Source organism: Nocardioides houyundeii, from assembly GCF_002865585.1.
Classification (GTDB): domain Bacteria; phylum Actinomycetota; class Actinomycetes; order Propionibacteriales; family Nocardioidaceae; genus Nocardioides; species Nocardioides houyundeii.
Genome location: NZ_CP025581.1, coordinates 1,600,097 through 1,620,662, shown reverse-complemented (window position 1 = coordinate 1,620,662; position 20,566 = coordinate 1,600,097). Strand labels below are relative to the sequence as shown.

The 20,566-nt window shown below is 70.5% G+C and carries 18 protein-coding genes; 6 read left to right on the top strand and 12 right to left on the bottom strand.

Translation table 11 applies throughout. From position 1 onward, the window contains the following. The first annotated feature begins 54 nt into the window (after positions 1 to 54). Positions 55 to 492 carry a hypothetical protein gene (locus C0R66_RS07830; protein WP_158647951.1) on the top strand — a complete coding sequence of 146 codons (438 nt, stop codon included), beginning with the start codon at positions 55 to 57 and terminating at the stop codon, positions 490 to 492. Positions 493 to 503: 11 nt separating this feature from the next. On the opposite strand, the gene C0R66_RS07825 is transcribed toward C0R66_RS07830, so the two are convergent. Further along, positions 504 to 1,967 (bottom strand): glutamate-cysteine ligase family protein, encoded by a 1,464-nt coding sequence (locus tag C0R66_RS07825; RefSeq protein ID WP_101524224.1) that lies wholly within the window; start codon positions 1,965 to 1,967, stop codon positions 504 to 506. A gap of 35 nt (positions 1,968 to 2,002) precedes the next feature. After that, the gene (locus tag C0R66_RS07820) at positions 2,003 to 2,962 is read right to left on the bottom strand and encodes a DUF4192 domain-containing protein (RefSeq protein ID WP_158647950.1); all 960 of its coding nucleotides are present in this window, start codon (positions 2,960 to 2,962) and stop codon (positions 2,003 to 2,005) included. 172 nt (positions 2,963 to 3,134) lie between these two features. Here C0R66_RS07820 and C0R66_RS07815 point away from each other — a divergent pair, with 172 nt between their 5' ends. Next, entirely contained in the window at positions 3,135 to 4,451 is a 1,317-nt protein-coding gene (locus C0R66_RS07815; protein WP_101526116.1) for a DNA polymerase IV, read from the top strand. Here C0R66_RS07815 and C0R66_RS07810 read toward each other — a convergent pair. The 3 genes from C0R66_RS07810 to C0R66_RS07800 are packed head-to-tail and all read right to left on the bottom strand — an operon-like array spanning position 4,437 to position 6,588. Continuing rightward, complete coding sequence (locus tag C0R66_RS07810) at positions 4,437 to 5,279, bottom strand: 5-oxoprolinase subunit C family protein (protein ID WP_101524222.1); 843 nt, start codon at positions 5,277 to 5,279, stop codon at positions 4,437 to 4,439. The two genes, C0R66_RS07815 and C0R66_RS07810, sit on opposite strands and share 15 nt — an antisense overlap. Beyond that, positions 5,276 to 5,902, bottom strand: a complete 627-nt coding sequence (locus C0R66_RS07805; protein ID WP_101524221.1) for a 5-oxoprolinase subunit B family protein — start codon at positions 5,900 to 5,902, stop codon at positions 5,276 to 5,278. Before C0R66_RS07805 ends, C0R66_RS07810 begins: the two co-directional genes overlap by 4 nt. Continuing rightward, the gene (locus tag C0R66_RS07800; RefSeq protein WP_101524220.1) at positions 5,899 to 6,588 is read right to left on the bottom strand and encodes a 5-oxoprolinase subunit PxpA; all 690 of its coding nucleotides are present in this window, start codon (positions 6,586 to 6,588) and stop codon (positions 5,899 to 5,901) included. The genes C0R66_RS07805 and C0R66_RS07800 overlap by 4 nt, the downstream gene beginning before the upstream one ends. A 70-nt stretch (positions 6,589 to 6,658) precedes the next feature. Between C0R66_RS07800 and C0R66_RS07795 the strand changes: the two genes are divergently transcribed. Further along, positions 6,659 to 8,794: a S9 family peptidase gene (locus C0R66_RS07795; RefSeq protein WP_101524219.1), complete on the top strand. Its 2,136-nt coding sequence runs from the start codon at positions 6,659 to 6,661 to the stop codon at positions 8,792 to 8,794. Between the two features lie 251 nt (positions 8,795 to 9,045). Then, on the top strand, positions 9,046 to 10,008 hold the full coding sequence (locus C0R66_RS07790; protein WP_101526115.1) for a sigma-70 family RNA polymerase sigma factor: 963 nt from the start codon (positions 9,046 to 9,048) through the stop codon (positions 10,006 to 10,008). Between the two features lie 34 nt (positions 10,009 to 10,042). Here C0R66_RS07790 and C0R66_RS07785 read toward each other — a convergent pair whose 3' ends face one another. The 4 genes from C0R66_RS07785 to rpsA form a co-directional block, all read right to left on the bottom strand. After that, positions 10,043 to 11,350 (bottom strand): glycoside hydrolase family 3 N-terminal domain-containing protein, encoded by a 1,308-nt coding sequence (locus C0R66_RS07785; protein ID WP_158647949.1) that lies wholly within the window; start codon positions 11,348 to 11,350, stop codon positions 10,043 to 10,045. Continuing rightward, positions 11,347 to 11,949 (bottom strand): dephospho-CoA kinase, encoded by a 603-nt coding sequence (coaE, locus tag C0R66_RS07780; protein ID WP_101524217.1) that lies wholly within the window; start codon positions 11,947 to 11,949, stop codon positions 11,347 to 11,349. Before coaE ends, C0R66_RS07785 begins: the two co-directional genes overlap by 4 nt. Then, on the bottom strand, positions 11,946 to 12,830 hold the full coding sequence (locus C0R66_RS07775) for a sulfotransferase domain-containing protein (RefSeq protein WP_101524216.1): 885 nt from the start codon (positions 12,828 to 12,830) through the stop codon (positions 11,946 to 11,948). The genes coaE and C0R66_RS07775 overlap by 4 nt, the downstream gene beginning before the upstream one ends. Positions 12,831 to 12,918: 88 nt before the next feature. Next, the gene (rpsA, locus tag C0R66_RS07770; RefSeq protein WP_101524215.1) at positions 12,919 to 14,397 is read right to left on the bottom strand and encodes a 30S ribosomal protein S1; all 1,479 of its coding nucleotides are present in this window, start codon (positions 14,395 to 14,397) and stop codon (positions 12,919 to 12,921) included. Between the two features lie 228 nt (positions 14,398 to 14,625). Between rpsA and C0R66_RS07765 the strand changes: the two genes are divergently transcribed. Next, the gene (locus C0R66_RS07765) at positions 14,626 to 15,483 is read left to right on the top strand and encodes a class I SAM-dependent methyltransferase (RefSeq protein WP_101524214.1); all 858 of its coding nucleotides are present in this window, start codon (positions 14,626 to 14,628) and stop codon (positions 15,481 to 15,483) included. Here C0R66_RS07765 and C0R66_RS07760 read toward each other — a convergent pair. Both C0R66_RS07760 and C0R66_RS07755 read right to left on the bottom strand, forming a co-directional pair. Continuing rightward, positions 15,470 to 17,116 carry a hypothetical protein gene (locus C0R66_RS07760; RefSeq protein WP_101524213.1) on the bottom strand — a complete coding sequence of 549 codons (1,647 nt, stop codon included), beginning with the start codon at positions 17,114 to 17,116 and terminating at the stop codon, positions 15,470 to 15,472. The genes C0R66_RS07765 and C0R66_RS07760 overlap by 14 nt on opposite strands. Positions 17,117 to 17,228: 112 nt before the next feature. Then, the gene (locus C0R66_RS07755) at positions 17,229 to 18,122 is read right to left on the bottom strand and encodes a PorA family protein (protein WP_101524212.1); all 894 of its coding nucleotides are present in this window, start codon (positions 18,120 to 18,122) and stop codon (positions 17,229 to 17,231) included. Positions 18,123 to 18,247: 125 nt separating this feature from the next. Between C0R66_RS07755 and C0R66_RS07750 the strand changes: the two genes are divergently transcribed. Further along, entirely contained in the window at positions 18,248 to 19,582 is a 1,335-nt protein-coding gene (locus C0R66_RS07750) for an acyltransferase family protein (RefSeq protein WP_101524211.1), read from the top strand. Between the two features lie 65 nt (positions 19,583 to 19,647). Here the strand turns inward: C0R66_RS07750 and C0R66_RS07745 are convergent, their stop codons facing one another. Further along, the gene (locus tag C0R66_RS07745; protein ID WP_101524210.1) at positions 19,648 to 20,496 is read right to left on the bottom strand and encodes a 2OG-Fe(II) oxygenase; all 849 of its coding nucleotides are present in this window, start codon (positions 20,494 to 20,496) and stop codon (positions 19,648 to 19,650) included. Positions 20,497 to 20,566: the final 70 nt, after the last annotated feature.

Genomic DNA, 20,566 nt, shown 5'->3' with positions numbered 1-20,566 from the left:
GACCTTGTGGAGAACTGATCACCCCACGGGGGCCGGGTGCGGCAGGGTGGCAGGGTGTCGTCCGAGCCCAGTTCCCTCCCCCGAGCCGTGGAGCGGGGCCTGCGCGGCAGCGTCCTGGCGCTGAAGGCCCACTCTCCCCGCGGCCACCTCGAGCCGCGGCTGTGGGCCGGGCTGCCGGGGCAGGTCTCGGACTCCGGCGCCGACTCGGTGCACTTCGACCCCGCCAGGGACGAGATGCTCGACAGGCACACCAGGGTCGAGGTCGCGGTCGCCCTGGGCAACCGGGCTTTGGAGGCCCACCCCGCCCCGGTGCTGTGGCTGACCAGGTCCGGCGACACCGAGCTGTGCCCTGCCGACCTCGACTGGCTGTCGGCCGGCGACGCGGCCTGGCGCGAGCTGGGACTCACCCCCAGCTTCGCCCTGGTGACGCGGCACGGGTGGGTCCATCACCCCACTGCCCGCTCGCGCACCTGGCGCCGACTGCGGCGGTGAACGAGGCTGCCTCAGCTCCAGGTGTGCACGGGATCGTTGCTGTGCATCCGCTCGGCGTACTCCAGCAGGGTCGCGCGCAGCGATGCCTCGCGGTCGTCCTCGGCACGCTCGGCCATGCGCGCCACGAACCACTGGGCGCCGTTGGTCCGCAGCAGGCAGCGCTGCTCGATGATCCCGAGCAGCCGCTCCCTTTCATCCGTCTCCACACCCCAGGACGCCAGTCCCTCGTGGGCCAGGGGCAGCAGCCGGCGCAGCACGAGCTCGGAGGCGCTGACCTGCCCCAGGCCCGGCCAGTAGACCTCGGCGTCGATGCCGTGCTCCGCGGCGACGTGGAAGTTCTCCTCGGCCGCGCTGAACGACATCTGGGACCACAGCGGACGCTCGCCGGTGGCGAGGGCGCGAACGAGCCCGAAGTAGAAGGCGGCGTTGGCGATGGTGTCGGCCACGGTCGGGCCGGCCGCGAGGATCCGGTTCTCCACGCGGAGGTGCGGAACCCCGGCGGCGACGTCGTAGACGGGGCGGTTCCAGCGGTAGATCGTGCCGTTGTGCAGCCGCAGCTCGTGCAGGCCTGGAGTGCCCCCCTCCTCCAGCACGGCCAGCGGGTCCTCGTCGTCGCTGATCGGCAGCAGCGCGGGGAAGTAGCGCACGTTCTCCTCGAAGAGGTCGAAGACGGAGGTGATCCACCGCTCCCCGAACCACACCCGTGGCCGCACGCCCTGGGCCTTGAGCTCCTCGCTGCGGGTGTCCGTGGCCTGCTCGAACAACGGGATCCTGGTCTCGTGCCACAGTTGCTTGCCCAACAGGTACGGCGAGTTGGCGCCCACGGCCAGCTGCACCCCGGCGATGACCTGGCTGGCGTTCCAGTACGCGGCGAACTCGTCGGGCGAGGTCTGGATGTGGAACTGGGTGCTCGTGCAGGCCGCCTCGGGCACGATCGAGTCCGCGGTCGTCTGCAGACGCTCGGTGCCGGAGATCGAGATCGAGATGTCCTCGCCGCGGGCGTTCAGGATCTGCTCGCTGAGCAGCCGGTAGCGGGGGTTGGTGCTGATCGCGCCCAGGCTCATGTGCCCCTCGGCCAGGGTGGGCAGGATCCCGATCATCACCAGGTGCGCTCCCACCTTGGCGGAGCGCTCCTCGGCCGCGTTGAGGCTGATCCGCAGGCCCTGCTCGAACTGGGTCAGTCCCCGCTCCCGCAGGCGTGCCGGCTCGCAGTTGATCTCGATGTTGAACTGCCCGAGCTCGGTCTGGAACGCAGGGTTGGCGATCGCCTCGAGCGCCTCGGCGTTCTTCAGCGCTGGGTCGCCGGCTTCGTCGATGAGGTTGAACTCGACCTCCAGGCCGGTCATCGGGTCGTCGGTGTCGAACCGCGCCTCGCGCAGCATGCGGGCGAACACGTCGAGGCCGCGCCGCACCTTCTCACGGTGCCTCGTCCGGTCCGCCCGGGAGAACTCCTGTGCCTCGACCTCTTGACCCATGGGGGAACGATAACCATCTCCGCAGCCACCGCACCTCAGGCAGCGCCACCGGTCCACGGGTCGGCCGATCGGGGCTCGGGCAGCACCGGGCGCCAGTCCAGCGGTGAGACCGCCTGCTGGAGCAGGTCCTCGACCAGTCCGGCGAGACTGCACGGCACCCCCGCCTCCCGAGACCGGTCCAGGGCGCACCAGGACAGCGCGCCGTCGCCGGCCAACCAGGCGAGGAAGGCCGCCACCGCCGCAGGAGCTGCCACCAACGGCGTCGGAGTGGCACGGCAGACCCCCAGCCAGACGTCGAGATGGGCACGAGCCTCGGCCCGCCGGACCGTGCCCCAGGCGACGTCTCGGCAGTCCAGGTCGACCAGCGCCACCACCAGGCGCGCCGTCTCCCGCGGCGTCGGGCAGGTCCCTGCGGCGGCGTGGGCGGCCGTCGTGCGCACCACCCACGACGGATCCGGCACGGCCTGGACGGCCAGGGCGGAGGCCACCTTCGCGGCGGCCGCCGGGTCCGGTGCCAGGCTGAGTGCCAGCCGCTCGCGCGAGGCGAGGACCACCTGACCGGCGACGACGGCCTCCGCCACGAACCGATGGCTGAGCGCGTCGTAGCTGCCGTACGTCTGGTGCTCACCGAGCTCCTCGGCGGTGAGCATGGTTCGCCAGTTGCGCCCGTCTGCCGTGATCACCTCTCGGACCTCGATGCCGGCGACGCGGAAGGCGGCGAGCAGCTCCTGGACCACGACCCCCGCCGCGTCCAGATCGGTGAACACGCAGAGCACCACGCGGCCGAGCCGATGCTTGAGCGCGGGAGCCACCAGCGCCTGGCACATCCGTGGGAGCTCCGGAGCCGGCGCGATGTCGACACGGGCGTGGAACGCCGGGTCGGGAGGCAGCCCGAGCATCACCACCGACTCCGCGGGCAGGAAGCCCAGCAGGAGGGGGACGCAGGCGAGCAGGTCCTCAGGGGAACGGACGGCGAGGTGGCGTTGGTCTGTCATGCGTCCCAGACTGCGGCGCGGCCGGGCCATGCCGCCTGCTGGCTGCAGGCGCCTGTGGAGAAACGCGCTGACGGCGCCGGCTGTGGGCGCGCCGCGGCCCGGGCGGTGCGGCTGAGCGTCGCTGGGACGTCCACAATGGCTCCATGACCGGCCGACGTGCGACGTGCGCCTGATGCGCACCACCGCCTCGGTCCTGCACCTGGACCTGGACGCCTTCTTCGCCTCGGTCGAGCAGCGTGACAAGCCGTCGCTGCGCGGCAAGCCGGTGATCGTCGGGGGCACCGGGGGCCGCGGTGTGGTGGCCACGGCGTCGTACGAGGCTCGCCGGTACGGGGTCCGATCAGCCATGTCCACCCGGGAGGCGAGGGCTCGCTGTCCGCACGCCGCCTTCCTCTCGGGGCGCTTCCACGCCTACCGCGAGGCCAGCCGGATCGTCATGGGACTCCTCCAGGAGGTCTCTCCGCTGGTCGAGCCACTCTCCCTGGACGAGGCCTTCGTCGACCTCGCCGCCGCCGGGCTGCCCTCGCTCGACGTGGTCACCGTCGCGACGGTGGCCGAGCACCTGCGCACCGGGGTCCACGACCGGACCGGCGGACTGACCGCCTCGGTGGGGGTGGGCTCCTCGAAGTTCATCGCCAAGGTGGCCAGCGAGCTGGAGAAGCCCGACGGACTCACGGTGGTGCCGCCGGGCACCGAGCGCGAGCTGCTGCGTCCCATGCACGTCTCGGTGATCCCCGGGGTCGGCCCGGCCACCACCGAGCGCCTGCGTCGTGCGGGCATCACCACGGTCGCCGACCTCGAGTCGATCTCCGAGGACGAGGCCGTGCGCCTGCTCGGAAAGGCCCAGGGCCACGGCCTGTACCAGCTGGCCCGGGCCCAGGACGACCGCGCGGTGGTGCCCGAGCGTGAGGCCAAGTCCGTCAGCGTCGAGGACACCTACGACACGGACCTCACCGACCGCAGGCTCATGGAGGCGCTGCTCACCCGGCACGCCACCTCGGTGGCGGACAGGCTGCGCAAGCAGGGACACTCCGGTCGCACGGTCACGATCAAGGTCCGGCTGCACGACTTCACCACGCTCAGCCGCTCCAGCACGCTGAGCGCCCCCACCGACGCCGCGGCCGTCATCGCCCGCGTGGCAAGAGGCCTGCTCGTCGAGCTCGACACCTCCGGCGGCGTCCGGCTGCTCGGGGTCGGGGTCTCGGGCCTCGCGGACTGGATCCAGGACGACCTGTTCGGGGAGACCGCGCTCGAGGACGTCCCGGCGCTCCCCGACCCGGCCCAGGCCCCGGCGCCGGTGAGCAGGAGCTGGAGCCCGGGGATGGACGTCGTCCACGCCGTGCACGGACGCGGGTGGGTCTGGGGCTCGGGTCGGGGCGTGGTGACCGTGCGGTTCGAGACCGCCGAGACGGCGCCCGGCCCGGTGCGGTCCTTCGCGATCGACGACGCCGCGCTCTCCCCGTGGGTGCCGACCTCACCGCAGGCGTAGCACCAGCTCCTCCCCCGGCCTGGCCTGGGCGCACACGGGGAGGTCGGCCTCGTCCACCACCGCGATCACCGGATATCCACCAGTCGTGGGGTGGTCGTGCAGGAAGACGAGCGGCAGGCCCGAGGGAGGCAGCTGCACCGCACCCAGCACGATCCCCTCACTCATCAGCTCCCCGGACCGGGCGCGGCGTACGACGGGTCCGTCCAGCCTCAGCCCCACCCGGTCCGAGTCCGTGCCCACCCGGTAGGTCGCACCGTCGAGGCTGCCGGGATCCGCGACCCAGTCGGCCCGGGGACCCAGGTGCAGCAGGAGCTCGCGGCGCCGGTGCGGCGCCGCGGTCATCACCACGTCTGCCGGTCCGTCGCCCGAGGCGGCACCCAGGGGCAGCCTGGTGCCCTCGGTGACCACGGGTGGCCCCACCCACGACAACGTGTCGGTGGACCTGGAGCCCAGGACCGGCGGCACGGCGATCCCGCCCCGCACCGCGACGTAGCAGCGCGCACCGTCTGAGGCGGGGCCGAGCGCGACCTCCGTGCCCGCCCGGACCGAGAACGCAGCCCCCCAGGGAGCCGGCCGGCCGCCCACGTCGACGCGGCACGCGGCACCGGTGACCGCCAGGAGGCAGGCCCGCTCGGCCCGGAACCTCAGGCCCCCCAGGGTGGCCTCCAGCAGCGCCGCGGACACCGGGTTGCCCACCAGCCGGTTGGCCAGCGCCGCGGCCGGGCCGTCCAGCGCACCGGCCCGAGGCACCCCGAGATGGGCCCAGCCGGGCCGGCCCCGGTCCTGCACCGTCGTCAGGAGTCCAGCATCGGTGACCAGCAGGCTCATGCCGCCACGAACCTGACCCGGGTGCCCGGAGGCAGCAGTGACGGCTCGTCGGCCTGGCTCAGGTCCCACACGGTGACGTCGGTGCGGCCGAGCAGGAGCCAGCCCCCTGGTGACTCGCCGGGGTAGACCGCGCACCAGCGGTCCGCGATCGCCACGGCGCCTGCTGGGACCCGGGAGCGCGGGGATTCCAGGCGCGGCACAGACCACTCCTCCGGCAGCCCCCCGAGATAGCTGAACCCGGGCGCGAAGCCGACGAAGGCACTGACCAGCTCCAGGCCGGTGTGCCGACGCACCACCTCGTCCTCGGTGACGCCCCAGCTCCGCGCCACGACCGCCAGGTCCGGGCCGTCGTACCGGACCGGGATCCGGACCGATCGTCCGTGCGGAGGCTCCACCGCCCCCGGCCGCCACCCGCCGACGAGCTGACTGACCCGCGCCGGATCGTCCAGACCGTCCAGCAGCACTGTGCGGGCCGCGGGTACGACGTCGGTGAGGGAGACCAGCTGGGTGCGGATCCACGACGCGAGCGCCCGTGCCTCATGATGGTCGGCCACCTCCACGAGCAGCGCCCGCGGGCCCACACGGCGGGTGGCGGGGGCCGGGTGCTCCCCGACCGATGTCACAGCGGGACCAGCTCGAAGCCGGCCCCGACCAGGGCGGCGCGCACCGCTGCGGCATGGGCCACCGCGCCGGGGCTGTCCCCGTGCAGGCACAACGAGCTCACCGTGCCGGACCGGGCCAGGGCGACCGCCCTGGCCGACACCTGCTCCGCCCCGGCCACGTGCGCGCCGGGCTGCCCGCGGGGGACCAGGCGACCCGCGTCGGTGTAGCCCCGGTCCGGGAACCCCTCGGGGTGCGTGCCACGACCGGCGCTCGCCGCGCCCCGGAGGAGCACGCTGCCGGGAAACCCCAGGACCGGAAGCTCCCCGGAGCCCGCCAGCACCGCCGCCGCCTGCTCCTCGTCCTCGCAGACCCGGTGGTAGAGGGCGCCGTGCGGCTTCACGTAGCGCACCAAGATCCCTGCGGACTCCGCGATCGAGGCAAGCAGGCCCACCTGGTCGGCGACCTGCTCGACCAGCAGGTCGAAGGCCACCTCACGGGGCAGCCGGCCGAAGTTCTCCCGGTCCGCGTAGGACACCTGAGCGCCCACCGAGACGCCGCGGCGTGCCGCCTCGGCGCACACTGCGCGCATGATGGCCGGACTCCCGGCGTGGTAGCCGCAGGCGACGTTGGCGCTGGTGACCAGGCCGAGCAGCGCGACGTCGTCGGTGACCTCCTCACCGAGGTCGGCGTTCAGGTCCACGTGCATGAGCCCATTGTCGCCCGGGCCTCGCCCGCTCGGGAGTCCGCCTCGCTCACCGGCCACGTACCCTTCGCGCATGCAGCCGCCGTCCCCCGCACCTCGTCCCGTCACCCAGCAGCACCATGGTCGGACCCGCACCGACGACTACGACTGGTTGCGGGACAAGGAGTCCCGCGAGGTGCTGGACCACCTCGCGGCCGAGAACGCCTGGACGGCCGAGCGCACGGCGCACCTGGCGGGACTGCGCGAGCAGATCTTCACCGAGATCAAGGCACGCACCAAGGAGACCGACCTCTCCGTGCCCACCCGCAACCGCGGCTGGTGGTTCTACTCCCGCTCCTTCGAGGGCAAGGACTACGGCGTGAGCTGCCGGGTGCCGGTGGTTGACGCGGCCGACTGGACCCCGCCCCGGCCGGACGGCGACGCTGCCCCCGACCAGCCGGCACTGCCGGGCGAGGAGGTGCTCCTCGACCTCAACGAGCTCGCCGAGGGTCACGAGTTCTTCTCCCTCGGGGGCTCCTCGCTCACCCTGGACGGCACCCTGCTGGCCTACGCCACCGACACCGCCGGCGACGAGAGGTACACGGTCCGCGTCAAGGACCTCGGCACCACCGAGCTGCTCCCCGACGTGGTCACCGGCGTCCTCGGCGGTGTCACCTGGGACGTCGACGGACGCTCCTTCTACTACACCACCGTGGACGAGTCCTGGCGCCCCGACAAGGTGTGGCGTCACCGGCTCGGCACCGCCCAGGAGGCCGACCAGCTCGTGCACCACGAGCCGGACGGTCGATTCTGGGTCAACGTGGGGCGCAGCCGCGACGACCGCTTCCTGTTCATCGTCAGCGGCTCCAAGTCGACCACCGAGTGGTCCTTCCGGGACACCGCGCAGCCGGACGGCGAGTTCGTGGTCTTCTGCCCGCGCCGGGAGGGGCTGGAGTACAACCTCGAGCCGGCCGTGGTGGCTGGCCGGGACGTCTTCCTGGTGCTGCACAACGGCTCCGGGCCCGACTTCGAGCTCGCGCTCGCCCCGGTCGTCCCGACCGACCCCGACGACTGGCAGCCCGTCGTCAGCCACGACCCCGCGGTCCGCCTCGAGGACGTCGACGCCTTCGCCACCCACCTGGTGATCCACCAGCGCAGCCAGGCGCTGACCCAGCTGCGGATCATCGAGCTCACCGAGGCCGGGCTCGGCGAGGACTACCTGGTCGAGTTCGACCGCGAGGTCTACACCGTGGGTGCAGGGTCCAACCCGTCGTTCGACCAGCCCCTGGTGCGGCTCGGCTACACCTCGCTCTCGGTGCCCTCGTCGGTCTACGACTACGACGTACGCACCCGCGAGCTCACCCTGCTGCGCCGAGCCCCGGTGCTGGGCGGGTACGACCCCGAGGACTACGAGGAGCACCGGATCTGGGCCACCGCCCGGGACGGCGAGCAGGTGCCGATCTCGGTGGTGGCCCGTCGGGGCGCGTGGGACGACGGCCCGGTTCCCACGCTGCTCTACGGGTACGGCGCCTACGAGGCCTCGATCGACCCCTACTTCTCGATCGCCCGGCTCTCCCTGCTGGACCGGGGGGCGGCGTTCGCCATCGCCCACGTCCGCGGGGGTGGCGAGGTCGGCAGGCGTTGGTACGACGAGGGCAAGCTGGGCAACAAGCCCAACACCTTCAACGACTTCGTGGACTGTGCCCGGCACCTGGTGGAGACGGGCCGCGCCACCCCCGAGACGCTGGTGGCCGAGGGCGGGAGCGCCGGCGGCCTGCTGATCGGGGCGGTGCTCAACCAGGCCCCCGAGCTGTTCGCCGGAGCGGTGGCCAGCGTCCCGTTCGTGGACACCCTGACCAGCATGCTCGACTCCACCCTCCCGCTGACGGTGACCGAGTACGAGGAGTGGGGCAACCCGGAGGACGACCCGCAGGCCTACGACCTGATCGCCTCCTACTCCCCCTACGACAACGTCACGGCGCAGGACTATCCCCCGATCCTGGCCGAGACGTCCCTGAACGACACCCGCGTGCTCTACGTGGAGGCTGCCAAGTGGATCGCCAGGCTCCGCACCACCGCGGTGGGCCGTCGCGACTTCCTGCTCCGCACCGAGATGGAGGCGGGCCACGGTGGCGTCTCCGGTCGTTACAAGTCCTGGCACGACCGGGCGTTCTCCCTGGCCTGGATCCTGGACCGGATGGGGCTGGCGGAGACCGGTTCGGACCGCTGATCGGGCAGCCCCGGCCAGGCGCATGGTCGCGCCGGTCTGCGGGTATGAACGGGGTGTCTTCACCGACGCCTAGAGGGCCCTGAGAAGTCCCTGAGAGTTGCCGGTCCCGGCAACTCTGGGAGCCTGCCGAGCGTCATTGGAGGTGAGAGAGACACACAAGCGCCTCGCTCGTCGTCCGGGAATGTTACTCGCCCGGCACGACGTTGAGGCTTATGTGACCGGCCAGGTCACCGAGGCAGGAGGGCGTGGAGATGACTACCCGGACCGCAACCCGCACCAGCGTGAACCGTGAGATCGAGGGACGCGACAGCGTCGGGCTCTACCTCGACGAGATCGCTCGCACGCCCCTTCTGGACGCCGCGCTCGAGGTCGAGCTCTCCAAGACCATCGAGGCCGGTCTCATGGCCGAGCACCTGTTGGCCGAGGGTCGGGTGGGCCGCCGCAAGGGTGGGGCCCCCATGCGTGCGACGCAGGAAGAGCTCGAGTGGCTGGCCGAGCAGGGCCGCGAGGCGGTCGACACCTTCGTGACCGCCAACCTGCGTCTGGTGGTCTCCATCGCCCGCAAGTACGGGCGGGCGCAGATGCCGATGCTCGACCTGATCCAGGAGGGCAACACCGGCCTGATCCGCGCCGTGGAGAAGTTCGACTACACCAAGGGCTACAAGTTCTCGACCTACGCCACGTGGTGGGTGCGTCAGGCGATCACCCGAGGCATCGCCCAGCAGGCGCGCGTGGTGCGGCTCCCGGTGCACGTCGTCGAGGAGCTCAACCAGGTCGGCAGCGCTCGCCGCACGCTGGAGCGCCAGCTCGGCCGGGACCCCGACCCGAGCGAGATCGCCGAGGAGCTCGGACTGGACGTGGAGCGCGTGCTCGACCTGATGGCCTGGGGCCGTGACCACGTCTCTCTGGACACGCCGATCGACGAGGACGGCGACACCTCCCTCGGCGACCTGATGGCCCAGGAGACGTCTCCCAGCCCGGACCTCAGCGTCCTGGACGTGGAGTCCCGCGAGCGGCTCGGCCGCTTGGTCTCCCAGCTCGACGACCGCTCCGCGGACATCGTCCGGGCCCGCTACGGCCTGGTGGACGGACGCCAGCACAAGCTGGCCGACATCGGTGCCCGGCACGGGATCTCAGCCGAGCGGGTGCGTCAGCTCGAGCGCGAGGCGCTCCAGAAGCTGCGCCGCCTCGGCGACCCCGACCTCGCAGCCTGACCCACGGCTCCAGACCGCAACCGGTTCCCCGCTGCTACCAGGCGGCGGCCTCCAGCTCGGAGGCCGCCGCCTCTGCGCGTTCGGCTGCGTCCTCGGGCACCGACAGCTCCTGTGACATGCGCTGCTGCCACAGCTGCAGCGCCACCACCCGACCCGCCGCCTCCTGGATCCGCTCGGGCGTGATCTCGCCGGAGCGGATCGCCGCAGTCACCGTCCGGTGCGTGTTCACGGTGTCGGCCGGCATCAACAACAGGTCCGCACCCGCCTGAACCGCGCGCACCGCCGGCAGCGGGAGGTCGGCCACCGCCCCCATGCCCAGGGAGTCGGTGATGGCCACGCCCTCGAACCCCATCTCCTGGCGCAGGAAGTCGTACACCCGGGGAGCCAGCGTCGCCGGTAGCCCCGGCTCCAGGGCCTGCACGTCGAGATGACTCATCATGATCGCCGGGGCGCCGGCGCGGATGGAGGTCTTGAAGGGGAGCAGGTCGCGCTGTCGCAGCTCCTCGAGACCGGTGCTCAGGGTGGGCAGCACCTCGTGCGAGTCGGCGGTCGCTCCCCCGTGCCCCGGGAAGTGCTTGGGCGTGGAGACGATGCCGGCGGCGACGTAGCCGCGGACCGCGGCCGCGGTCGCGGTGGCGGCCGTGCGCGGGTCCGAGGACGGGGACCGGCTGCCGATCGTGGGGTCGGCGGAGCCGATGGTCACGTCACCCACGGGAGCGAACACCCAGGTGAACCCGAGACTGCGCAGCTCCAGTCCCGACGCCCGCGCGGCCTCGCGCACGACGCGCCGACCCTCGCGCCCGCCCTCGGCCCGGTCCCGGTCGACGGCGTCCCCAGCACTGCGGAAGGCCGGAAAGGTGCTGGCGATCCCCCGTAGGTGGGCCACCGAGCCGCCCTCCTCGTCGACCCCGATCACGGCTGGGAAGTCGCGACCGTCCTCGGCCACGGCGGCCGACACGGCACTCGTCGTGGCCCGGACCTGCTCAGCGTCCAGCACGTTGCCGTTGGTCACCGAGACGCCCGCCAGGTGCAGCTCGCGCACCATCTGGGCCGGCACCTCCGGGTCGGTGGAGTGGTAGCGGCCCACGATGACCTGCCCCGCGAGCTGCTCCGGAGTCCAGTCCGCGATGATCCGCGATGCCTGCTCCACCTCTTGGGGCGTGGGACCCCAGGTCAGGGGCGCTGTCTCGGCCGAGGAGTCGGGAACGGCCGACTCCGTCCCGCGACGGTCCGCACCGTCCGGGGAGCTCGGCGAGGAGCCCGCGTCCATCAGCCCACAACCGGCACAGAGCAACGTGGAGGCCACGACGAGGGTGGCGCGTCTCCACCGAGGAGTCCTCACCTCGCCCGCCCCTGCTGCAGCGACGTGAACACGTCCAGCACCCTGGCACGCAGGTGTTCCAGGTCGCCGGTGTTCTCGATCAGGTACGTCGCCGCGGCGCGACGTTGCTCGCGCGTCGCCTGGGCGGCGATCCGGGCCTGAGCCTCCTCGGCCGCCATCCCGCGCAGCTCCACCATGCGCCGAAGCTGGGTCTCGACGGGTACGTCGACCACGACGACCGCGTCGAACCCCTGAGCCTGTCCGGTCTCCACGAGCAGTGGGATGTCGTGGACCACGACGGCGTCCGGCGGGGCGCCAGCCTCGACCTCGGCGGCCAGGTCCCGCACGCGGGGATGGATGATCGCCTCCAGCGCCCGGCGTCGGGGCTCGGACGCGAAGACCACCGAGGCCAGCGCCGGGCGGTCGAGCTCGCCGCTGGGCAGCAGCACCTCGGGGCCGAACTGGGCCACCACCTCGGCCAGCCCCTCGGTGCCGGCCGCCACGGCCTCTCGCGCGAGCAGGTCGGCGTCAACGACGACGGCGCCCAGCTCGGCCAGCATCGCGGCCACGGTGCTCTTGCCTGATGCCACACCGCCGGTCAGGCCCACTCTGAGCGTCATCGGTCACGTCCCGCCTTCGTCGCGTAGGTCTCGGCCAGGTGTTCGGGATCAAGCTCGCCGGACAGCAACCGAGTGGTGTTCCAGCCCTGGACCGGCAGACCGGTGAGCTTGGCGAGCTCCTCCACCTCGGGCTGGTAGAGCCGGGCCAGCTCGTGCAGCTGGTCTCCGGTCGGGGTGGTGCCGGTGACTCCGTCCGGTGCTGCCATCAGGCGGCGCAGCGGGGGGTACTCCTGGTAGCGAGAGAGGCCCAGGAAGTCGGTGGTGAGGTCGAGATGCCCGCGGTGGTCGGCCAGGAGGGACGCGAAGTCGTGGAAGAGCCACTGGTCGCGCGGGAACAAGGACAGCCCGGCGCGCACCTGGCTGCCGTAGTAGCCCCGGATCACTCCCGAGGCCAGCTGGAACCGCTTGCGGTCAGCCCGTCCCCGAAGGTCCGCGGGGATCGAGTCGGGCATCCCCGCGGGGCGCCATGCGGTGAACTCGGTCCAGTCGGGAGCACCGGCGCCATGGCGGTCGCGCAGCATCATCCAATGCGAGAACAGCCGGTCCAGGGGGTCCCGGAAGATGGCGATCATCAGCATGGCCGGATTGACCGCGCGGATCCGCTCCAGCGCTCCCGGCCAGGCCAGGTAGCGCGGAGTGGCGTCACCCAGGTGAGTGTGCACCCGACGGCGGCGCGGCACCCGGTAGTCGCTGTGGTCGGGGTTCGACCAGTCCCTGGCGTCGTCGTCGAAGTAGTGGATCTCCTTGCGGGGAGCCTTCGCGATGTTGACGTGGGCGTCCAGCAGCGCGGACAACGTCGAGGTCCCGGACTTCTGCACACCTGCGATGCAGAACGTGTAGGCCTGCCAGCCGAGCGGCGGGGACGGGGTCTGCGCAGGCATGGCCCGCCGAGCGTATCAGCCGCCCCGGGAAATGACGGTGGCCCGCCCGGCAGAGCCGGACGGGCCACGCATCACACGGTGCTCGACGTCAGTTGCTGCCGCCGGTGAGCTTCTCGCGAAGGGCCTGCAGGGCCTCGTCGGAGGCCAGCGAACCGCCGCCGCTCTCCTCCTGCACTGCGGTCTCGCCACCGGAGCTGTACGTGGTGGCCTCGCTCGCCTCGACCTCGGCAACCTTCGCCTCGGCCTGCTGCTTGACGTGCGCCTCCCAGCGAGCGTGCGCCTTGGCGTACTGCTCCTCCCAGGTGGCGCGCTGCTCGTCGTAACCCTCGAGCCACTCGCCGGTCTCCGGGTCGAAGCCCTCGGGGTAGATGTAGTTGCCCTGCTCGTCGTAGGTCGCCGCCATGCCGTAGAGCGTGGGGTCGAACTCCTCGACGTCAGAGGCGGTGGCCGTCTCGTTGGCCTGCTTCAGCGACAGCGAGATCCGGCGACGCTCGAGGTCGATGTCGATGATCTTGACCATGACGTCGTCGTTGACCTGGACGACCTGCTCCGGGATCTCGACGTGACGCTCGGCGAGCTCGGAGATGTGCACCAGGCCCTCGATGCCCTCCTCGACGCGGACGAACGAGCCGAAGGGCACCAGCTTGGTGACCTTGCCGGGCACGATCTGACCGATCTGGTGGGTCCGGGCAAAGTGCTGCCACGGGTCTTCCTGCGTCGCCTTGAGCGAGAGCGAGACGCGCTCCCGGTCCATGTCGACGTCGAGGACCTCGACGGTGACCTCGTCACCGACGGTGACGACCTCGGACGGGTGGTCGATGTGCTTCCAGGACAGCTCGGAGACGTGCACCAGGCCGTCGACGCCACCGAGGTCCACGAAGGCACCGAAGTTGACGATGGAGGACACGACACCCTTGCGGATCTGGCCCTTCTGGAGCTGGGTCAGGAAGCCGTGGCGAACCTCGGACTGGGTCTGCTCGAGCCAGGCGCGGCGCGAGAGGACGACGTTGTTGCGGTTCTTGTCCAGCTCGATGATCTTGGCCTCGAGGACCTGGCCCACGTAGGGCTGCAGGTCGCGGACACGACGCATCTCCACCAGCGAGGCGGGCAGGAACCCGCGCAGGCCGATGTCCAGGATGAGCCCACCCTTGACGACCTCGATGACGGTTCCCTCGACGACGCCGTCCTCTTCCTTGACCTGCTCGATGGTGCCCCAGGCGCGCTCGTACTGGGCGCGCTTCTTGGACAGGATCAGGCGGCCTTCCTTGTCCTCCTTCTGGAGGACCAGGGCCTCGACCTTGTCGCCGACGGCGACGACCTCGGAGGGGTCGACGTCGTGCTTGATCGAGAGCTCGCGAGAGGGGATGACACCTTCGGTCTTGTAGCCGATGTCGAGGAGGACCTCGTCACGGTCGACCTTGACGATGGTGCCCTCGACGATGTCGCCGTCGTTGAAGTACTTGATGGTCGCATCGATCGCGGCGAGGAAGTCTTCTTCGGACCCGATGTCGTTGATCGCCACCTGGGGGGCGTCGTAGTCCGGAAGAGTTGAGATGGTGCTCGTCATAAGGGAAAGAGTTCCTTGGGTGGATAGAAGTCGTGGGCACGCCTGAAGTCCGTTTTCACCACGGAGTTGAGGTGGTGAGCGAGAGTCCGCTCATGTGGAACCCGGGCAGACCTCTGGCGACGTGCGAGTCTACGCGGGTACGACGCCCAGCGTCCAACCGTGACGCCCGCTGCACCTCGGTGCCCCACGCCCACGGGGTGTCCGGTGGGTCGGCGCTAGTCTGCTGCCGTGCCAGAGACGCCGTCCAACGCCGTACCCGACCACCAGCCACAGTCCGTCCGGGTGGAGAGGCGAGGGGTCAGCGAGGCGGAGTCCCGACGGGCCAACGGTCCGGACTGGGACCGGTACGCCGATGAGTATCAGGCGACCCACGGCGCCTTCCTCGGGGATGTCGGGTTCGTCTGGGGCCCGGAGGGGCTGACCGAGGCCGAGGCCGGTGCGCTCGGGCCCTTGGAGGGTCGCCGCGTGCTCGAGGTCGGAAGCGGCGCCGGCCAGTGCTCGCGCTGGGCGCGCGGCCAGGGCGCCCAGGCCGTCGGGCTCGACCTCTCCTTCCGTCAGCTGCAGCACTCGCTGCGCCTGGACCAGGAGACCGGGTTGCCGGTGCCGTCGGTGCTCGGGACCGCGACCGACCTCCCCTTCGTCGACGATGCCTTCGACGTGGTCTTCTCCTCCTTCGGGGCGCTCCAGTTCGTCAGCGAGATCGACCGGGCCCTGGACGAGACGGCTCGGGTGCTGCGCCCCGGCGGCCGGTTCGCGTTCTCCATCACCCACCCCACCCGCTGGTCCTTCCCCGACGACCCGGGCGAGGGTGGGCTCACGGCGTCGCAGTCCTACTGGGACCGGACGCCGTACGTGGAGATCGACGACGCCTCGGGACAGGTGGCCTACGTCGAGCACCATCGCACGCTGGGCGACTGGGTGGAGCTGCTGGCGGCGCGCGGCTTCGTGATGCGCCGACTGCTGGAACCCGAGTGGCCCGCTGACCACGACCGGGTGTGGGGAGGCTGGTCCCGGGTGCGCGGCCTGCTCACCCCGGGCACGGCGCTCTTCGTCTGCGACCTGCAGCCCGGCCTCAGCTGCAGATGAGGTACTGACCGGCCTTGTCGAAGGTGATCACGAGGTCGGCGAACTCCGCCGAGGTCCCGATGAAGGAGGTCTCCCCCACCGGCACCTGCCAGCTGCGCGGAGAGCTCACCTCGCCGCGCCGCTCCAGATGGGTGGTGAGGGAGGAGGACGGACCCCAGATCGCGATCTCCACGCCGCCCTCGTCGGCCTCGACGCTCAGCTCCGCACCATCGGTGGAGGCGGCGTAGTTGGCGCAGCCGTCCTGGTAGCGGGCTAGGGCGAAGCCGCTGCGCAGCTTCACCTCCCAGGCGTCCGGCGACGGCAGGCCCAGCGTCTCGCGGTAGACACCGACGAAGAAGATGCGCTCGGCGTTCAGGCGCTCGGCCGCCGTGGCCTCTCCCGCGGGCAGCTCGTCCCACATCTCGGGGAGCACGACCAGGTCAGGTCGGAACCGGGCGTTCGGCCACTCGATGGCGTCCTGGGTGAGCACCCGCTCGTCGGCCTGCGCCGCGGCCCGCATTCCACGCATGATGCCGGGCCACGGGTCGGTGACGAATGTGCGGTCCTTCTGGTCCTGGTGGAACAGGTGCTCCCCGTGGACCACGTAGGCCACCAGGAGCCAGGCCGCCAGGAGCGCGGCCAGGGGCGCGGGTCTGGGCACCATGGCGAGCACGCGATCGATGACCAGGACCACGCTGGGCAGCAGCAGGACCACGACGGTGTAGGCGTAGCGCGACTCCTTGAAGCTCTCCACCCCGAACTCGAGGCGGGTGGAGGCAGCGAGGGTCAGCTGGAAGAGCGTGGCGAGCAGCCCCGCGGCCGCCAGGTGCTTGAGCAGCGGTGCCGTGGTGGCGCGCACGGTGAGCACCCCGACCACCAGCACGAGCGCGACGACCGCCCCGCTGCCGGGGATCGCGGTGGCGCGCTCGAGCCCGTGGGTGAGTGCGGTCCAGATGTACGTCGGCATCTGCAGGTAGTCCCAGGCACTGTCCAGCGGGTCCTTGGCGCCGTCACGGCCGTAGGAGAGGTACCAGAGCACGAACACCGCCGTCGGCACCGAGAACACCAGCGCCGCGGCCCGACGCCCGTACGCCGAGAGCACGAACAGCGTCACGAACGCGACGGCGGTGATGCCCACTCCCGACATCATCAGGGCAAGCACCAAGATGACCCACACAGCCCGCAGCCCGTTGCCGCTGAAGCCGAACCGGGTGCCGACGTAGATCGCGAGATAGCCCAGCAGCAGCGCTCCGACGGTGCCCATCGTGGTGGACCAGAGCACGGCGCCGGCGCCGGCGCCCAGGAAGAGCACGATCACGGCCGCGGCGGCGCAGGTCCACTGCCCCACTCCCAGCCGACGCATCAGGGGGTAGACCAGGAGCCCGAGGAGCACGTGGAACCCGATGGTGACCAGACCGTAGGGGTAGTACTCGCGCATGCCGAAGAAGTGGAAGAGGACCTTGTAGATCAGCACCACCACGGTGGACCAGTGGTCGTCGTGCGGCGCCAGGAGCCCGACGTTCTCGTCGTTGATCGTCCCGCGCAGCAGCAGGAAGTCGTAGTCGTCCCCCCACACGAAGTAGATGTCGGAGTTGAGGAACGCCAGGTAGCCGGCCTGGGCTAGGGCGACCAGCACCACCAGCGTGGGAGGCACTGCGTCACGACGAAGCCCCCGACGCCTCACCCACCCGATCGCTCGGGCGGGGAGGTGTCGAGGGCTCAGTCGCGCCTCCCGCGGAGCGGGGGCGCGATCGATCGTCGTGCTCTCAGGCATTTTCCTTGGCGCGGCTGTTGCGGTAGCCGAGGAAGAGACCGAGCAGCAGCAGCGGCAGGCCCACCACGAGCCCGACCAGGGGGACGGTGTCCTTGATGAGCGTCAGGGACGCGACGGTGTCGCTGATCTCCTCGTAGTTCGCCTGCACCTGCTCGTCGGTGAACCCGAGGTCCAGGATGAGGAACGGGTCGCCGTCGGCGGTGTAGCGCTCCTGGTGATCGACCTGATTCACGATCTGGCCGGTCAGGGGCTCGATCCAGACCTCCTTGGAGGAGCTGTACGTGCCCGGGGTGTCGGTGGTGACCTCGGCCGGCACGTCGCTCACCTCGATCTTGTAGACGTTGACCTCCATGTCCTCCACCATCTCGGTGCGGTCGAAGGCCGCGGTGACCGCGTCACCGACCATCCCGTCCCAGTAGGGGTAGTCGATCTGCTCGGCCTCGAAGGGCCACTTGTTCACGACACCGGAGTGGGCAACGCTGCCCGGCGGGACGTACTTGGGGTCGTTGACCGACTCCCCCGTCTTGCGGTCGGTGGCGAAGTTGTCGGTCTCTGCGCTGATCAACCGGTCCTCGGAGTCCTGGGCCGACACGCACTGGTCGACCTCGCCCTCGTCCTTGAACAGACACTGTGAGCTCGCGAAGGAGACGACCTTGTCGTCCGACAGATCACTGTCGGCGTAGGTGATGCTGGTGGCTCGGACCGGGAAGGAGTTGGTGCCGCCCTCACCGTCCGCCAGCTCGGCCGTTCCGTCGAGCCGCGTGACCGTCTTCACGTCAAGCGGCGTCTTCATCAGCCTGTCCGGAGCGTAGAACTGCGCCATGATGGCGACGAGGACCAAGAACGCACCGAGTACCGACAAGACAATAGCTGCGCCCTTGCGCATTTCGCACCCTCCATCAATCGTGTGATCTGCGGAACACTAGCAGCACCTACTACCAAGTAGCTGCCATTGGACAAGAACCTTTTCCAGGGGTGTCAGGGGCGCGTCCGGGCGCTATCGTTCCCGGCATGTCGGAAGCCCTGAGCACGGTCCGCCGCCGTACCGCGATCTATGACGGACTGCGCGGAATCGCCATCATCGTGATCATCCTGCACCACGGCTGGATGCTCTGGCCGACCGAGGACCTGCACGCCAACCCAGTGACGAACACGCTGTTCCGGGCGGGCAACTCGGCCGTGTCGATCTTCTTCGTGGTGGGCTTCTTCCTCGCCACGCGCAGCATGCTGAACCGCGCCGGGACAGAGGCCGGCGTCCGTCCGGCGGTACTGATCATCCGCCGCTACGTCCGGTTCGCCGGCTCCCTGGTGTTCGCCCTGGCTGCCTTGACGGTGATCACCGCCTCGGACGACGTCGATGAGTTCACCGACAGCCAGACGCGTCAGTCGTTGTTCCGCATCATGACCTTCACCTGGAACCAGTTCCTCCAGCAGCACGCCTTGGACGCACGCTCGGACCTGGGGCACCTGTGGTACCTGTCGGTCGACTTCCAGGTCTTCGTGTTCGTGGTGCTCCTGGTCTGGCTGCTGCAGCGTCACCGGGCCTGGCTGGTGGTGGCGCTCGGTGGCGTGCTGCTGTTCTGCTTCGCCTGGCGCTACCACGTGTACCAGACCGAGGGCATCTACCAGGCGCTGCTCCGCACCACGGTGCGCATGGACGCACCCTTGATGGGCGCCTTCGCGGCCGCCGCGATGCCCTACCTGGCCCGTGTGCGCTGGAGCAGCTGGATGGGCGCCGCGGCCCTGGTCGCGCTGGTGCCTCTGTCCCACCTCGCGGTGGAGGACGAGGACTTCTTCCTGGCTCCCGGCGTCGGGGTGAGCATCGCGCTCGCCCTCTTCATGGTGGCCACCTCGCTGGCCGAGCCCCCCGCCTGGATGACGACGTTCTTGTCCTTCCGCCCGCTCGCCTACCTGGGTGAGCACTCGCTGACCATCTTCATCTGGCACTACCCGATCTTCTGGTTGGTCTCGCGGCACAGCCAGGACTGGACCACCTTCGAGCGCACGGTCACTGGACTCACCATCGCGCTCGGCCTCGCCTGGATCAGTGACCTGCTGGTCGAGCGCCGGGTGCAGAAGTTCCTGGCTGCGGACTCGTGGCGGGACATGGAGCGCCTCGGCCTGGTCCCGTGGCTGGTCTCCCGGCTGCGCAACGACGGCCGCCAAGATGGGACCAGCACCACCGGCGACCAGGTCGGCAGCGACGCGGGCGTCAACCTGAGCAAGGAGGGCGAGAGCACCAGCCCCGGCCAGGACACCGGCGGCGACGCCCGCGCGGACGCGAAGGACGACCATGCTGAGGATGCACCGGCACAGGGGCACCGTCGGGCCTCGCACCGCGCCTGAGTCCGGGCAAATGCAGCACAGGCGCGCCCCCTCCCCGGGACGCGCCTGTGCGGCTGTGGCGGTGACTACTTCTTGCGGCGCACCCTGTGGAGCTTGGTGAGCACCGTGTTCACCTTCTCGTCGGAGATGTTCAGGCGACGCTTCAGGCGGTCGTACGCGTCCAGGGCGTTGCGGTCTGCCCAGATGGCAGCCTTCTTGACCGCGCTCTCCTCAGGGCGTGCCTGATAGTTGGTCGAGCGCCGCTCGGGGGCGTCCTCCACGGTGAAGTAGTAGAGGGCCATGGACCGGCGTGCCACGTCCTCGGGGCAGGTGAGCCCGTCCGGGTGACCGTGGAAGCTGTCGAAGGACGTGGTGAAGACGAGCATCCGGTTGCCGGCAGGGGTGACCCTGCCCTGGCATGCGGTCATGTTCTTGTCCCACAGCTCCAGCTTGCCGCCCCACTCGTCCTCCCACTCCTCGTTGAGGTAGAGCAGGATGTTCACCCGCCGCGCCCAGTTCTCGTGGACGTGGTGGGTGGTGAAGTCGGCGTGCAGGTTGAGGTGTCCCCCACGCAGCGTCTGGTGGAGCCCTCCGCCGTCCATCGACCAGTCGGGGATGAGCCCCTCGATGCCGGTCAGCTCGGTGAGGTAGGCGACGAACTCGTCAGAGCAGAACTGCTCGGCCACCTCTCGCAGGGTGGACCCCCAGGTGTCAGGCTCGGTGTTGGAGTACTTGGTCTCGTTGACGTGCAGGTAGCCCTTCCAGAACTCGTCGTGAATTCCGGGGAACTCCCCTGCCGCCTTCGCGAAGGCCTCAGGCCGCAGCACGTCGTCCAGGACGATGTGTGGGAAGGGCTCCGCCGCGCGGTAGGCCACCGATTTCTCTGCGAGATTCTCGGTCAGCCGGTTAAAGTCGATCAGCTCGTTGTCTCCCATGCGGAAAGATGATGCCACGCCCTGCCGCCGAAGGTAACTACCTAGTAACCTCTGTTTACTCGTCGTGCTA

Excerpts from the sequence above, each read along its gene's own strand:
- C0R66_RS07825 (WP_101524224.1), bottom strand. The coding sequence starts at position 1,967 with ATGGGTCAAGAGGTCGAGGCACAGGAGTTCTCCCGGGCGGACCGGACG.
- C0R66_RS07820 (WP_158647950.1), bottom strand. The coding sequence starts at position 2,962 with ATGACAGACCAACGCCACCTCGCCGTCCGTTCCCCTGAGGACCTGCTC.
- C0R66_RS07815 (WP_101526116.1), top strand. The coding sequence starts at position 3,135 with ATGCGCACCACCGCCTCGGTCCTGCACCTGGACCTGGACGCCTTCTTC.
- C0R66_RS07810 (WP_101524222.1), bottom strand. The coding sequence starts at position 5,279 with ATGAGCCTGCTGGTCACCGATGCTGGACTCCTGACGACGGTGCAGGAC.
- C0R66_RS07800 (WP_101524220.1), bottom strand. The coding sequence starts at position 6,588 with ATGCACGTGGACCTGAACGCCGACCTCGGTGAGGAGGTCACCGACGAC.
- C0R66_RS07795 (WP_101524219.1), top strand. The coding sequence starts at position 6,659 with ATGCAGCCGCCGTCCCCCGCACCTCGTCCCGTCACCCAGCAGCACCAT.
- C0R66_RS07790 (WP_101526115.1), top strand. The coding sequence starts at position 9,046 with ATGACTACCCGGACCGCAACCCGCACCAGCGTGAACCGTGAGATCGAG.
- coaE (WP_101524217.1), bottom strand. The coding sequence starts at position 11,949 with ATGACGCTCAGAGTGGGCCTGACCGGCGGTGTGGCATCAGGCAAGAGC.
- C0R66_RS07775 (WP_101524216.1), bottom strand. The coding sequence starts at position 12,830 with ATGCCTGCGCAGACCCCGTCCCCGCCGCTCGGCTGGCAGGCCTACACG.
- rpsA (WP_101524215.1), bottom strand. The coding sequence starts at position 14,397 with ATGACGAGCACCATCTCAACTCTTCCGGACTACGACGCCCCCCAGGTG.
- C0R66_RS07755 (WP_101524212.1), bottom strand. The coding sequence starts at position 18,122 with ATGCGCAAGGGCGCAGCTATTGTCTTGTCGGTACTCGGTGCGTTCTTG.
- C0R66_RS07750 (WP_101524211.1), top strand. The coding sequence starts at position 18,248 with ATGTCGGAAGCCCTGAGCACGGTCCGCCGCCGTACCGCGATCTATGAC.
- C0R66_RS07745 (WP_101524210.1), bottom strand. The coding sequence starts at position 20,496 with ATGGGAGACAACGAGCTGATCGACTTTAACCGGCTGACCGAGAATCTC.